Below are 13,924 nucleotides of genomic sequence, written 5' to 3'. Positions count from 1 at the left end.
TGGGCTAAAGTTATCTTTAGCTGACCATCCGGCTAGGTCCTCCCCCAATTTACTGCCAAGGATGCCCCCCACCGCGACAACACCTGCCGAGATCACCAAACCGACAGGGCCAGTAGCGATGCCAGTTGTAACAACCGCTCCCGCAGCAGCGAGGCTACCAAGCCCACCGCCGACGATACCGCCCTTCTCGATTCTATCAATTGCACCATCGTCAGCGTAAGCAAGGGCAGTACTTGCAGCCGTCCCACCAAAAACCCCAAGCATCTTCGAACCTATCTTGACAGCCTTGCCGAATATGCTGTCATCGAGGCGGTTAGAGACATTGTCTACAAAATCGCCTACGGCATCGGCCGCCGCACTAATTGCTGTTTGTAGATCAGGGCTCAAGCCATAGTTTTTTCCATTCTTACTTTGATCTCTGCTGTCGCCCCCATACCGACCTCCGGGATTCGCGTTGTGAAACGCATCGCTCGCGCGCCCCTTGGGACCACCGGAACCACTTTCTCCACGGTCGCGATCACTTGACATTGAAGGCACGCCCAGGCTGCCAAGTCGATCACCCAAATCGTCGTACCCATGATCACGATCGCCAGAGGATGGTCGATCTTGACCTCGGCGATCTGAGGACGATCCGAGACTTGATAGCGCACCGTCAAGGTCATCATATCCATGCTCGCGAGTCTGCGTCTCTGACGACGGCTGGTCAGGAGTGCGCGCATCGCGCCCTCTCGAGCGACCGCCACCGTTTGGGCACCAGTTGATAGGTCGATGGACGAGTAGGAGTTCATATGACAACTTAGGCATAGTGGTTTCTTTCGGGTGAGGTTTCGGATGTTGATGAGGTTAAGGGAAGGCAGTGAATCCGATCTTCCTGATTTGATGCGGCTAGCTCATGAAATGCTGGAGAGCAGTGAATTTCGCCACTTCAAACCAAACTCCAGTAAGATATCGAACTTATTCGAGTTTCTGTTAGGCGACGAAGATACTTTGTTATTGGTAGCCACTGATGGCGAATGGGCATCTGGTTTCTTCGCCGCCGAAATTGTTCCATTTATCTTCTCGGATGAACTTCTCGCAGTCGATATTGCAATGTTCTCAAGCTCTAAATCTTCTAAGAATCTCCCGATAAGCAAAATCTCAAAAGCATACCTGAAGTGGGCTAAGCACAGAGGAGCCTCTCGGGTCATACTCAGTCAATCCACAGGCGTGGAAATTGAGAAGTATTCTAGGATCCTTAGCAAACTCGGGTTTGGCAGACTTGGCTCAATATATGGTTTCGATTTTTAGGTCTTAGGCAAACTTCTACATAACAAATGCCTAATCTGATAATGAATCAAAGTTTGCTTGCCTAGAAGATATTTCACCGAAATCAAAGATCCCTATTTCCCTTTCCCATCAGAATGCTCCTTTAAAAAGGCCAGAAGCACGATAATAGGAAATACAAAAACCCCGAAATCAAAGATATACTCTGAATCAGAGTATCTTTCTGGCCTAGATTCTGGAAATACTTTGAACCACAGGAATACACTCCAAGCGGCGACAAAAAAACATAACTGTTTTTGCCTTGTTTTATTGAACTTCATCTTTTACTCCTGCATGGTCCAAACCTTAGTTCGCTGTATGCGGATTGTTGCGGCGACTGTGAAAAATAGAGCTACTCACTTTTTGCATTCAACCTAAATTTGCCCAGCTTTATTGTGGGCGTCTTTTCCTTTTGAACTCGCCAAAACCTCTTTATCTCCGAAACTTCTGTCAAAGAAAGCTCTTTGCGTTGCTTTCTGTTCTAAAACCCTCACCCGCTCTTTGTTAAATTCCTATCTAAATTGCAGCCCATCATACCCTACCCAAAGCTAAGCTGTGACGCTTACCAAGATGCGGACCTTGACCTGGATCAAATACGCGCCAAAACTTCTTTGCACACAGGCTCGGAATTCCTGCCTCGCACGCTATCACAGTCCAGTTATCGTTAAACGCGAGCATTAACTAATTCACCATATTTCTCAAATATGGTTAACGCGAGACCTTGCCACGCCCCGCACACCCCATGCCCCAAGCTTCACTATCCCCCACAGACCCCCGTCGACAAGGCGTGATGCTGCCCTAACCCGCGACACGCGAAATGGATTGGGGGACGAAGCACCTTACTACTGTGCCGCTCAGAAAGACCAACTGCCCGCGCCAGGATGGGATCAAATGCCGACTCTCCACATTCGGGAACGCAAGATCGATCTCACGACCAACGGGCAAGCGGAAGACGTTCGATCGATTAGTCTGACATACCAAAAGCGCCAACGTCTGCGCTATCTGCCCGATCGCCGCCATGGACAGGTCGATGATATGCCCGGCCTTGATGCCCGGGTCGCGGACTTCGAAGATGAGCGGCGCTTCCAACTCAAACCGCTCAGTTAGCGCGCCCGGACCAAAGCGTTTCTCATCGCCCCCCCAGACCCGACGTGCAGCGAAGCGCACACGAAAGCGGCCCGGCGGCACCAGCACCTGGAAACAGCGCGCCATCCTCCACTTAAGCTGTCAAAGCCTTCGCGCCGGTCTTTCTGTCAATCAACGTCAGGACATAGTCCCGCCTCTGCGGCGACTTGACCAGCAACAGAAAGATCGCCGCCAGCCCCGTTCGGTTCCACATCAGATCGACAGCAGGCGATGCGGGATTTGGGGCAGCGTCCTCGGCAGAGGCAGCCCTCGGCGTGGGACTCCAAAGCATGCCCGCAATCGCCACCACCGATATGAAAGTTTTGATGAAGTGAAGCATCCGATTATTACTCCAGATTGGTGAGCTCGCGTCACCTTCTATCCGGCAAACAGCCACCGCGATTATGATGTGACTTAGCTCTTAAAGCTGATAATTTGTTCTACGCAATTTCAACATCTTAGCTTTTCACTTAAATATGCGAATTAGCACTTACTTTGATAATTGAGGCTGGACTTAGGGAGTGGGCAAAAGCTGGGGGTGTTATGCAGCGATCCTATGATTGGAGACTGACAGACGCCCATCGAGAACAGCGGCTCTGGTGACGGCCACATTGTGGGCTCCGCGTGGCGACCATCTCATACGACTACGTTTGCTCATGCGTGCGTTTGCGATGTCGTCGACACACCCTTCGGCGCGAGAAGTTGAGATCGGCAGGCCCCGTCGATACCTTCGACCATAGTCGACGAGCGAGCCGAGGTTGTTGGCTAGATAGCTATACAGATCATGGCAGCGGGCGAGCGCTTTCTGTGCTTGGTCTCGAAACGCGGTTTCGAATTTTGCAAGCCTCGCGCAATCGACGATCAGCCATTGAAGATGGGTCGCGGCAACCTGAATTTCTCCGTGCCAAAGGTTCCATCTCAATGTCTCGACGGGGGTCATAAGAAGAGCGGTTGTTCCCGGGAAGTCCTTCCTCTGCACGAGGCCCTTGATGGCGTTCTGCACATGCTGAACCCGCATCGAGATATGCCACCAATCGAGGATGTGTCGTATCTTTCCTTTGGTTGCCCCGCGAATGAGATTCGGGAGCGCGGCCTCCCCGTCCGAAATCACGGTGACGGGTCGCCGACCGTCCCAGCCGAGGGCGTCCAAATCGCGCCGAAGTTGATTGGAAGACGAAGTCGCAGCTTGTGGCGCAAGACCGAAGCGGCGGCACATGTCGTGGGTTTCAATCTTGCCTACCACAACATCGAGATGCCGTTTCTGATACTCTGGCCTGCACCGAATGTGAGCTCCGTCAATGAACACGGTTAAAGGTTGTGAGGAGAGGGTTTTGCTCACCGGCGGCTTTGCGTCGGTGATGTCTTTCGCGACTATGTCGAGGCGGTTCCGCACGGTCGTATTGTGTTGCCGAGCGCAGGGCAGAAACGTCTCCAAGATCCGGGCAGCTTCCCGAAACGAATGGCGGGCACCGAGCTCGGCCTGAAGCATCCTCAAGTCAGGTGTCGCGCGGTCACGGAGGACCTGTGCAAAGGGTGAGAGGGCGTCGCCTTCTCCCAAGCGACAAGAACATTTGCGACGCCGAAGGACCCTCAACCGAAACCTGCCAAAGAGCGTGTCGAGCACTCTGGTCCGGTAATCGTGAACGGGTCTGGTGCGACCACAGCAGGGGCAGGTCCGGCTCGCCGCAGAAATTTCTTCCATCTGGTGTCGTAGAATTGATCCTTGGAGTTGCACCAGAAGTGCTTTCGCTTGTTCGAGCCGGAGCCCCAAATGGCTATGACACTTGTCGGCTAGATTGAGATGAAGAAGCTCTTCCGTCCGCTTCTCTCCAGTCTCGGAACTTGTCTCCACGGTAATCCGAACATCCATGTCAGCCTCCAGTAATTGAAAAACTCCTGTAGCTTAACCGAACACCCCCAACTTTTGCCCACTCCCAAGTGACACAGCCGTTTTTCGACCGACCTATCGGGAGGCACTAAAAAGCAGCGATGGTGTACCTCAGTCGTAGTCGTCCCCATCCGTGATCATGCTTTTTTTGAGCAGCGGCAGCTCTAAGGCTTGTTCAGCGACGACCTCTTTCAAATCACGGGATTCCCGCCGCAAGTCTTTGACTTCAGTCGATGTCGCCGCACGCGCCGTGTCACCGGCCAGGCGCTTCTTGCCCGCTTCGAGGAACTCGGTGGACCAACTGTAATATAGGCTCTGCGCGATACCCTCACGGCGGCACAACTCGGCAATGCTAGCCTCGCCCTTCAGGCCGTCCAGCGCGATCTGGATCTTCTCTTCCGCCGAATACTGTTTGCGGGTAGCACGACGGATGTCTCGAAAGACCTTCTCGCCGAGGCTCTTTCGTGCTCCGGGTTTCTGTCTAATCTCCACTCCTTGGTGGTTACGATGTGCCCGAAAACCTCTCTTATCAAATCGCCCTAATCTGTCCCATTGGTGCTGACGTCAGACAGTTGTTAAAAACCTATGGGCTTCGGCACTACGGGCCTTCTTCTTCCAGCGAAAGCAGTTCGGAAAACACGATAGGTGAGAGCGCAATGCCCACCTTGAAGCTTCTGAGCGCATCATCAGGTTGGGTGAGTTGATCTCTTCGGGCGAGGCTCGACAATTCGATCTGGACATCACGAAGACGCGAGAGAATGTGCTGAGCTGTCTGGTGCGTTGTGCGGCGAGTTTGGGTCAGGTAGGCCGAGTGTTCCGTATCCTGTGCAAGATAGGTGCTGCGGAGAAACGCGATGTTCAACGTCACAAGGGCCTGATGGAGAGGGCCTTCGCGACGAAACTCGACTGGGCTTTGCACGGTCAGTCGGATGCGGTTGCCCGGCATGACCTCGGCAAGCCCGATCTTTTCCAGCGTCATGCCCAGTTTGAAGATCCTCTGCTTCTCTAGCTGATAGTGTTCATGGATCGCTTCAATCGTCATGCCATCCAGAAGCAAAAGAAACAGGTTGAAGGCTGGGCGGTCCTCAGCGAGTCTTGCCTCCTGGCTGTCCGTAAGCCGGGTTGGCCGCACCTCGACGCGATTTGACTCCGCTACCAGATCATCAAGCGTCAGGCCAAGTGCGGCGCAAATCTCGTTCATGCGGCTGAGCTTGCAGTCCCGCTCCGAAAAGATGCGTTTGATGGTTGGCTCCGACAATGCCAACAGCTCGGCCAAGGTGGCATAAGTCATCCTGCGCGCTTTCAGGACAGATTTCAGTAGCTCGAAAAGTTCCGCCTGCATGATGGCCTCGCAATGCTAAAGGAAACAAAAGGTATCGTATTTAGATACCAGAAAGAGACGAATTGCGATACACGTATCTAAAAACTAGAGGTTACCTTACGAAAGAAGGAGTAACCCATGAGCCGCGCCTCAACATCTATCGCGACTGTTCTGATCGGTCTGACCTCGTCTTTGCATGCCGATCCGGCAAGTTGGACTGCTGGTCCGTTCGATATGCCCGAAAGTGCGGTTTTCGACGCAACGCACGACCGTATCATCGTCAGCGTCATCCACGGGCACCCCGGCGAAGCGGACGGAAACGGGCACTTGGCCTTGCTGTCGCTGGATGGCGAGATTTTAGACCCAAGCTGGATCACGGGGCTGGATGCGCCCAAAGGCATGGCGATTGTAGGGGAAACGCTTCTTGTCGCCGATCTCACACGTTTGCACGAGATCGACTTGGCGGCGGGAACTCTTTTGCGCAGCCTGGATGTCGGGGGCGCGGTGTTCCTCAATGATATTACGTCCGATGGCGAACAGGCTTATGTCAGCGACTTGATGGGCAATCAAATCTGGCACTATCAGGCAGGCGACATGACCGTCTGGCTTGAAGAGGAGGCATTGGCGCATCCGAATGGCCTTTTCTTGGATGAAGAGCGGCTTGTCATCGGGTCTTGGGGACAAGGGTTGCGCGACGACTTCTCGACGGAAATACCGGGCGCTTTGCTTTCGGTAGATCTTGAGACCCAATCGATCAGTACCATCGTTCCGCGCCTTGGAAACCTCGACGGCATTGTGCGGATCGGTGACACGCTGTTGGTCAGCGACTGGATCACGGGACAGCTCTTCGAGGTCGGCGCGGATGGCACTCATACGGTCGTGGCAGAGTACCCTGCCGGGCTTGCCGATATTGCCGCATACGACAACACGCTAATTCTCCCTTCCATGTTGGAAGGCAACGTGTCGGCGCGTACCTACTCCCACGATTAGTTCGAGGGACAGGCGCTGGACGATCATCGGATGGGGTGTAGCATCTGTTCAATTCTGGCTTTGGCTGGTGATACGAGCGGCCCAATGCTGCCGTTGATGATAGCCTTCAATTGCTGTGCGTGCAGCCCAGATTGCGGACATTCGCTGCAACACGACTAAGAGCTAGAGGAATTGCGTGCGGAAGCTTCGCATGAGCTACACTAGGAATGTAACCGAGGTTGCAGATTTCGCGAAAAACTCCGGAATGTGAGACCAAGAGGATGTTTCTCTCGATTGGTAGCGCGCTTAGAGCTTCAGTGACGCGACGCCGGAATTCACCCTCCGTCTCACCAAGTTCAGGGTCTTTCTCGACACCTCGTTGCGATTTTGGGACACCTTCATAAACGCCCCAAGCTCGTTCAGCCAATTTGGGCTCTAAGACGAACTCATGATCGCCAGTTGCGCGAAACGGCGCAATCGTCATTAGGCATCTAGTCAGCGGGCTGCATACGATCATGTCAATCGGATACTCTTGCAAGGCAGTCGCCGCCAGGTCCGCTTCCGTTTTTCCGAGATCAGAAAGCGGGATGTCCGACTGTCCCATCGTCAGCCCATCACTGTTCCAAGGCGTCCTGGCATGCCTGAGGAAAACTAGCGATATCGGCATCTTCAACGCAGAGCTTTGATCCATGCTCTCAGCTTAAAGCAGGAGCGCTTTGACGACATCGTGCTCTGCTCCAAGCCCATCCATCAACATGTCGAGCAGGTCTTTTTTGAACTCGCGCGCCTCGTCGGACAGGCCCTGATAGGCGGCGGTTTGCAAACCCTGTTCGCCTGGTAGCTTGAGCTGCGTACGGATGTCCGCGTCATCGAGTTGCGCAAGAAACCGGCCGTATCGCGCAAGCGGCTTTTCTATTGCCGGGCCAAAAATTGCCTGCAAGCGCGCGATCGTCGACATTGCAAAAAGCTCTTCAAGCCTCTGACGCTTCTCAGCGACTTCAAGTCCTTTCGTTTGGCTGACCGCTGCGACCCCTCCCAGGTAAAGAAGCATGCGGGAAAACCGCAGCTTAATGAGGCGGATTGCTCTCGGCTTGTCTGCCGCCGCCGTCTTATGCTCGAAATCCACACAGATCGTGCGCCAGTACCTGATCACGTCATTCAAAAGAAAGAGGCTTAACTTGTGATCGCCTAAGTCGTCTGCGACGTAGCGCTCAATCAATCGGGTGCGCGTCTGCTCGAACAGCTGTCGATTGAAGGTCCACTCACCTTCGAGCAGAAATAACATGCGACGTGTGATGAACTCGTTGGTGTCCTCGTCTCCCCCAATGGTCCTAAGGAGATTGTTGATCTTCAACGGGTTTTCAAAAACGCCCCCATTAGCAGGCATAACAAGCCCTACATCCTTCAGCTTTGACCGATAAGCATCCTGCGCCTTGCGCGCGTCAGAAATAGTGACTTTGCCATTGATCAAGAAAAAAAGGTCTACATCCGAACCACTTGTGCACTCCCGCCGGGCGACACTTCCGTTTACGCCGAAGAGATAGTTCGGGTGCTCTCCAAACATGTCCGTTGCGATTTTCCGCATTTGACTCAGTTGGCGCTCGGACTCGGTTTTGCAAGCCGCTAAAATCGGCGACGTATCACCACTCTTCATCGAACTATCCCTGAATGAGGTCTTCGAGCTTCACGGAATAGCGAGAGCGGGTCTGCTTGTATCGTGCGTCGATTTGATGGGGACCAGCAAGTTCGACGCTTTCGTCCACGAAGAACTTACGATCATTAATTTTGACATCAACGGCCAACCAAGATTTCGGCAACCGCGACCGTAAATCGTCCTCGTCGTTGACTACGATATTCAAATAGGAAAAGAGTTCCGCATGCGAAGCCCTAAAGCTTCTCTCGGTCTTCAGAAAATCGTCTGGCCCAAATCTGTCGATGTTGGCCGCCATATAGGACTGAGCGACCGTATCAAGCAGTCGGCCAAGCGGAGCATTGATCACCAGATTGTAGACACTGTTCTTTAACGACCAAAAATCATCGAAGTCATTCTGGGGCAGTCGACCTGATGTGGCCCAACGCCTGACTGCAGCGCTTGCACTTCCAAAGGCGGACCTCGGACCTACGAATGCCCGACATCGCGTAATACCTTCGAGCGTGTCGATATTGATCGGCGCAGAGAACAAAAAGGCTTGCTTTCCATCATGTTGCCCTTCGATCAAAGCAAGCACGTCATCGGGATCAACTTCGAACTCCTTCAAGATGTCGAGAATCTGCGACCCAAATCGGGTGGAGCCTTTGACAATGTCTCGGGTTGTCCGGTGATGGTTTATCCCAAATCGTTCTTCAAAAACTGGTTCTAAAGTATGAGACAGCGGGCCGTGTCCGATATCGTGGAGCAACGCGGCGCATACAAGTGTCTTGCGATCTCTTTCTTCTATCTCAACTTCAAGGGCATAGGTTTCAGCTAGCTTCGCCACACCAATCGAATGCTCTTTGCGGTTGTGGCGACGCCGATGGGGCTGTCGACCCGACCCTTTTTTTGCGTAGTCGATCGCTCCTAAAAACCCAATGCCCTCCAATCGCTTTAGAGGCACAGTCTGCAAGAGCGCATTCGCAACGCGATCTCTCAGACGGAGGTCTTCATCGGAGCGCAAAGTTGGTGTTGCATCAGCCATATGCATCAAAGTCGGTGCGCAAACCCACCTTGGGATGCACTCTCCGTCTTGCCTATGGTTGCATTGGATCTGCACTAGGTATCCGCTCCTTGATCTCTCTTTCAACCAACATAGGATGAAAATTCGGCTGATACGATGCCCATGTTCAGATTCTTTAGCGTACTGCGGCGCAATCGCGCTTCGAGGCGCCACATTTCAAGCAAAACTCACCGCCCCAGTCTTGCTGAGAGACAGCCTGCTCAGACCACGGCTAAGCCAAAGGACAGTCCTTCATGGTCCCGCAACACGACGTTTTTGACTGCTTGAGATCGTTCAGTAACTCCCGTTCTTGGGATCGGCGTTTGATTTCAAGACGATTAAGCCTCTCAATAACGTCCCGGTTCGGGCAACTTGCGCGTAAGATTGGGTGATGGTCTCTTTGGCAATCGGTTTTGCACTCGTGACGTTCACAGGATCTCTTGCGGTATGGAAAATGAAGCCTCTTGCATCCGCGAGGGCAAGGTGTTCTCAGGTTCACAAATCTTGATTTGTCCTTGCTTAACCGAAGCGGCGCATCGTGTAGAAATCCCGTCCCTCGAAAGATCGAGCTTAAAACTTCGTCTCTCCAACCAACAGTGTCTGCCAGGCGTTCCATTTCAACTTGAGTGGTAGCCGCATCTCCGTGGCTTAAGCCTTGATTGATCGGCCAACGACCAAATCTGGCTGCGTACTCTTGATTGGAAAGATATCTCGCCAGACTATTCCACCAATCGCGCGCGGCTTTTGGGCTACCAACTGGCTTCGAGGAGTCCAAATGTAAGCAGAAGCTAGAGTCGGAATTGATGTGACGCTCGACGCAACACTTCGGCAACTTCTGTTCGGCCTTGGTCTCATAGATTTTTATTCGATCAGAAGCCAATTGCTCGACTGCGAGTGAATAAACGTCACCAAGCGCTCCGCTATCGCGAACACAGGTAGCCCTGATTACTGCCTTTTTTGATTTTCTGGACTCGACTTCAACCCATTCGGGTACCTGTTGGAGTAGTTCATCAAGCGAGTTCATTTCTTCTCAAAGTGCGCGCGCGTATCCGTAACAACCGAAGGTGCGTGGGCTCGCGCGTATGGTGCGGCAACTTCCGCGACTGCCGGAGCACTTACGGCTGTGCTGACATCGTCAAACTGAAGGTCCCCGGCCATCCCGTCACTGGAAATCAGATCGTTCAAAGCCACAGGAGCAAGTTTGAGCACCTCTGGTCCAAAACGCGTTTCGTTATGATCACAGGATTTTTGCATAGCTTCAGAGACGCTCGTGGTCTTGCTTGATGCAACACGAACCGAGCGGTCACCTTGTATTCCGATCTTGGAGATAGGCGTCTGACCGTACTCAACACCAATGGCCAATCCCAATTCATTCACGCCCATCAAAGCCGACTTGCACAGCTCAAACGAAGACCGGATTGCGCCAGCACACTTGGCTGCTTCCATTATGGTTTCTTCAGAGCTTGTCTCGCGGTGATCACCTTCCGCATGCAATGCATGAATGCAGTCTCCAATGAAACGCACTTTGCGGCCGCCAAAGTCATCATGAACGACGTTTTGGAACTCTTCTCGGAACACATGCAGGGCTTTGACGGCATCGGCGATCATGCCAAGCGCGATAGCACGGTCGATGTAGTCCGTGAATCCCGACAGGTCAGCATAGATTGATGCAAGCGGCATCCTAATCGACTTGCTCGGAGAGATGTCCTCGAACTTAATCTCAGCAAGCGGCGGGCGCTTGTAGTGAAATACAAAATTCGGATTGGTCGGATCGGGCACTGAACGTGCTTGGATGGCCGTCCGCCATTCATTGATTACCCCGTCAAGTGAGCGCGGCATCTGATCGAAGCCGAGCTCGATGCCCTCACGGACATCCCTTGATGCGACAAGACGCCCATAGGTCGCCTCGTCCAACTGGAGCAGGGATTCGAAGCTCGAACTAAGTTCAGCTTGGCCTATTGCAGCCCTCACGCGATTTGAAAGATAGATGCCCGGTTCGTCACCATCTGCTAGCTTGGCTGCATGGTTCGCTGGACTGCCCAGGAACATAGGCTCCTGCTCGTGCCCGGTCCCATTGTTGATCGCAACGCAGCGCCCTGCATCTACTCCGATACGGAAACGCGCTTCAAATTCACCATCTGCGAGTTCTTTGTTAGCCTGCTCAGCGACATAACGAAGGTCTCGTACGAAGGCCAAGGCGTTTGACACAGTTTCCTCAGTGACGCCGTTTTCCCCTTCCGCGACAACGACAGCATGCATCCGGCCGCCATGAAAATCCACCCTCTGAGCGGGGCTGAACTCCATCGCACGGTCGCAAGCACTATAGTGCAGATGTAAGAACTTCAGCGCCTTCGCATGCGATGCTTCCGTTTCCCTGTGCTCTTCCATTCGGTAGTCGTCGTAGTTCACCAAAGTCACATAGACATGCACCGCGTCCACAACGACGGCGCGACCCTTGGGCAGCTCATAGAGCGGAGGAGTTCCCTGATGACCCTCCGCTAGCAGCGCTTTGCGTCTCTCCAAGAATTGGGGAAGGTAGTCCTCATGGAACTTCTGGACTTCGATAGCGGGCGCTTCATCAATGAGCTTTGTTATGCGCTTCTGCGCAACATTGTGTCGCCAAGGCATGGCAGCTCCTATTCATGACACCTCGCGCAGCACAAGGCGGTAAGATTTAGTATGTCTACCACAGAAAATAGGACTTCAGTAATTTTTGTCAAGGTGCTACAATCTGGTACAACGGGAGGAAACCGCCTTGAACCCATTCAAAGACCTAAAAACAAGCATCAAACGACGTTTCGAGTTCATCGAGTTTTGCCTCAATTGGAGTGGGCACGTTGGTCGCCCACAACTGCAGAATCAGTTTGGAATTTCGCCGCAGCAAGCCACGAATGATCTGACCAACTATTTGGACGGCTGCCCTGGAAACATGCAGTATGACCCAAGGGAACGTGCGTACGTCACTAGTCCAGGCTTTAAACCCAAACTGATTTCAGGCGAAGCATCTGAATATTTCATGCATCTTGAGATGTTCTCTAGAGGCTTCAGAACCAAGGAAGAAATTTGGATTAAAGAGCTTCCGGAAGTTTCGACGGTGTCGGTGTCTTCACGTCCTCTCGACAAACGGATTGTTCGAACAGTGGTTCAAGCGATAACGACTAGTTCAGCATTACATTGCGTCTATGCATCCATCAGTTCCGGCATAGACAGCGAGCGCACGCTGGTTCCAACCGCACTGGTCAGTGACGGGCATCGCTGGCACGTCAGAGCCTACGACTTCGAGAAAAAGCGCTTCTCCGATTTTGTACTGACGCGCATGGCGACTCCAAAGGTGTTAGCCAAGCCTGATCAGGCCATACCGCCCGATGATGATTGGGATGAAGAAATCACGGTGAAGTTGTCAGCGGCAACCACTCTCAATGAATGGCGCAGAAAGCAGCTTGAGCATGAATATGAAATGGAGTGCGGGACCCTAGAAGTTCCGACAACAAAGGCGATGCTCTTCTACGTACTGCGTCAATACGGCTTCAATCCCTACGATCGAGACGATGACGGCATGATGCGCAATGTAAGTAGCTTCCAGCTGGAGGTCTTGAATTCCAAGGAGGTTGAGGAATGTTTGCGTCGAAGAAGCTAACACAACCTCCAGAAGTTCAGGCCAATTCTACTCTTGCCGCTGACGATATTGAGCGGGACTTGGAAACGCTGAAGCGCAACGAACTCATTGCTGGAGACGAAGAAATAGCGCAGCAAATTCTGGATGAATCGGAAGTCCACACCTTCAGTAAGGGTAATCGGCTAATTGGTGAGGGCGAACAGGCTGACGATGTGTATTTTCTTCTTTTTGGCGAAGTGGAGGTAATCCGAAAAGGTAAAGGTAGGCTGGATAAGCTCAGCACACCTTCCACAGTCGGAGAGTTGGCAGCAGACGAACCTGGCCAACCCAGAACTGCATCTGTGATTGCAAGTTCAAACAGACTGAGAACACGTGTTCTTCCAGGGCGCGTGTTTCGTGAGATCAGAGACAGTAATCCGAATTTTGCTTCCGCGCTTAAGAAGCTCATCAGCAACATGAACCGCAGGAAAATTGCGCAAAATCTGGAGCAACCGTTCTTGGCCAAAGTTGTCAAACCACTACTGACCGGATGTGGTAGCTTTCTGATATCTGCGTTGCTGTTCTGGAACTTTACAGACCTGACTACCGGCCAATTACTATCGCTGAGTGCGCTAGCTGCAGCTATCGTGGTTGGCTTGGCGATGTACTTCGACCACCAGCACCGGTACGGAAGAGCGTTCTCAATGGCGCTACTTGCCACAATTCTGTACGGCTCACACTTCGGCGTCAGCTACTTCTTTTTCGTAGATGGGCGTACTGCTCCCTTCCCTTTCTTTTGGAACTTCACCGCCAACCCCGAGCAAAGCCCGCTAGTCGCCTCCGTATTTCTAGCAGTGCTCTTTCTTTTGTGCGTTGTTTGCGGAGTCTTCGACTACTTGAGAAATCTGAGCCACAGACAGCATTAGCAAAAAGTCCATCGAACTTAAGGCTCACGAAAGTCCGGTATTGCGAACCCCTGCTTTGCTGGCTGCGCTTGCAGCGAACTTCCGATTCCCGCCCGTACTTCAAAG

Annotated in this window: 15 protein-coding genes and 1 pseudogene; 4 read left to right on the top strand and 12 right to left on the bottom strand. The window is 52.7% G+C overall.

The window, feature by feature from the left end; translation table 11 throughout:
- Positions 1-383: 383 nt before the first annotated feature.
- On the bottom strand, positions 384-671 hold the full coding sequence (locus tag Q1A53_RS18635; RefSeq protein ID WP_299969307.1) for a hypothetical protein: 288 nt from the start codon (positions 669-671) through the stop codon (positions 384-386).
- A 160-nt stretch (positions 672-831) separates the two neighbouring features.
- On the opposite strand from Q1A53_RS18635, the gene Q1A53_RS18630 reads away from it, so the two are divergent.
- Positions 832-1,287 carry a hypothetical protein gene (locus Q1A53_RS18630; RefSeq protein ID WP_299969305.1) on the top strand — a complete coding sequence of 152 codons (456 nt, stop codon included), beginning with the start codon at positions 832-834 and terminating at the stop codon, positions 1,285-1,287.
- A gap of 92 nt (positions 1,288-1,379) precedes the next feature.
- Here Q1A53_RS18630 and Q1A53_RS18625 read toward each other — a convergent pair whose 3' ends face one another.
- The 6 genes and pseudogenes from Q1A53_RS18625 to Q1A53_RS18600 form a co-directional block, all read right to left on the bottom strand.
- A complete protein-coding gene (locus tag Q1A53_RS18625; protein WP_299969303.1) occupies positions 1,380-1,583 on the bottom strand; it encodes a hypothetical protein in 204 nt (67 codons plus the stop codon).
- 517 nt (positions 1,584-2,100) lie between these two features.
- On the bottom strand, positions 2,101-2,496 hold the full coding sequence (locus Q1A53_RS18620) for a hypothetical protein (RefSeq protein ID WP_299969301.1): 396 nt from the start codon (positions 2,494-2,496) through the stop codon (positions 2,101-2,103).
- Positions 2,497-2,521: 25 nt separating this feature from the next.
- Positions 2,522-2,767: a hypothetical protein gene (locus Q1A53_RS18615; protein ID WP_299969299.1), complete on the bottom strand. Its 246-nt coding sequence runs from the start codon at positions 2,765-2,767 to the stop codon at positions 2,522-2,524.
- Positions 2,768-2,968: 201 nt separating this feature from the next.
- Positions 2,969-4,297, bottom strand: coding sequence for an ISKra4 family transposase (locus Q1A53_RS18610; protein WP_299969297.1), 1,329 nt, complete (start codon positions 4,295-4,297; stop codon positions 2,969-2,971).
- Between the two features lie 124 nt (positions 4,298-4,421).
- Positions 4,422-4,801, bottom strand: a pseudogene (locus tag Q1A53_RS18605) (transposase); the annotation flags it as partial.
- 112 nt (positions 4,802-4,913) lie between these two features.
- Complete coding sequence (locus Q1A53_RS18600; RefSeq protein WP_299969295.1) at positions 4,914-5,657, bottom strand: helix-turn-helix transcriptional regulator; 744 nt, start codon at positions 5,655-5,657, stop codon at positions 4,914-4,916.
- A gap of 117 nt (positions 5,658-5,774) precedes the next feature.
- On the opposite strand from Q1A53_RS18600, the gene Q1A53_RS18595 reads away from it, so the two are divergent.
- Positions 5,775-6,626: a hypothetical protein gene (locus tag Q1A53_RS18595; protein ID WP_299969293.1), complete on the top strand. Its 852-nt coding sequence runs from the start codon at positions 5,775-5,777 to the stop codon at positions 6,624-6,626.
- Between the two features lie 106 nt (positions 6,627-6,732).
- On the opposite strand, the gene Q1A53_RS18590 is transcribed toward Q1A53_RS18595, so the two are convergent.
- The 5 genes from Q1A53_RS18590 to Q1A53_RS18575 form a co-directional block, all read right to left on the bottom strand.
- Positions 6,733-7,272 (bottom strand): histidine phosphatase family protein, encoded by a 540-nt coding sequence (locus Q1A53_RS18590; protein ID WP_299969455.1) that lies wholly within the window; start codon positions 7,270-7,272, stop codon positions 6,733-6,735.
- 33 nt (positions 7,273-7,305) lie between these two features.
- The gene (locus Q1A53_RS18585; protein ID WP_299969291.1) at positions 7,306-8,259 is read right to left on the bottom strand and encodes a hypothetical protein; all 954 of its coding nucleotides are present in this window, start codon (positions 8,257-8,259) and stop codon (positions 7,306-7,308) included.
- A gap of 4 nt (positions 8,260-8,263) precedes the next feature.
- The gene (locus Q1A53_RS18580; RefSeq protein ID WP_299969289.1) at positions 8,264-9,280 is read right to left on the bottom strand and encodes an HD domain-containing protein; all 1,017 of its coding nucleotides are present in this window, start codon (positions 9,278-9,280) and stop codon (positions 8,264-8,266) included.
- A gap of 250 nt (positions 9,281-9,530) precedes the next feature.
- Entirely contained in the window at positions 9,531-10,322 is a 792-nt protein-coding gene (locus tag Q1A53_RS23445) for an E2 domain-containing protein (RefSeq protein ID WP_366872913.1), read from the bottom strand.
- A complete protein-coding gene (locus Q1A53_RS18575) occupies positions 10,319-11,926 on the bottom strand; it encodes a hypothetical protein (RefSeq protein ID WP_299648454.1) in 1,608 nt (535 codons plus the stop codon). The genes Q1A53_RS23445 and Q1A53_RS18575 overlap by 4 nt, the downstream gene beginning before the upstream one ends.
- A 127-nt stretch (positions 11,927-12,053) precedes the next feature.
- Between Q1A53_RS18575 and Q1A53_RS18570 the strand changes: the two genes are divergently transcribed.
- Both Q1A53_RS18570 and Q1A53_RS18565 read left to right on the top strand, forming a co-directional pair.
- Complete coding sequence (locus Q1A53_RS18570) at positions 12,054-12,935, top strand: WYL domain-containing protein (RefSeq protein WP_299969287.1); 882 nt, start codon at positions 12,054-12,056, stop codon at positions 12,933-12,935.
- Positions 12,914-13,819, top strand: coding sequence for a cyclic nucleotide-binding domain-containing protein (locus Q1A53_RS18565; RefSeq protein ID WP_299969285.1), 906 nt, complete (start codon positions 12,914-12,916; stop codon positions 13,817-13,819). Before Q1A53_RS18570 ends, Q1A53_RS18565 begins: the two co-directional genes overlap by 22 nt.
- The last annotated feature ends 105 nt before the right edge of the window (positions 13,820-13,924 follow it).

The organism is uncultured Roseobacter sp., assembly GCF_947496515.1.
In the GTDB taxonomy this organism is placed as follows: domain Bacteria; phylum Pseudomonadota; class Alphaproteobacteria; order Rhodobacterales; family Rhodobacteraceae; genus Roseobacter.
Note: the sequence above shows the minus strand (reverse complement) of the source record. Positions and strands in the feature narration are given on the sequence as shown.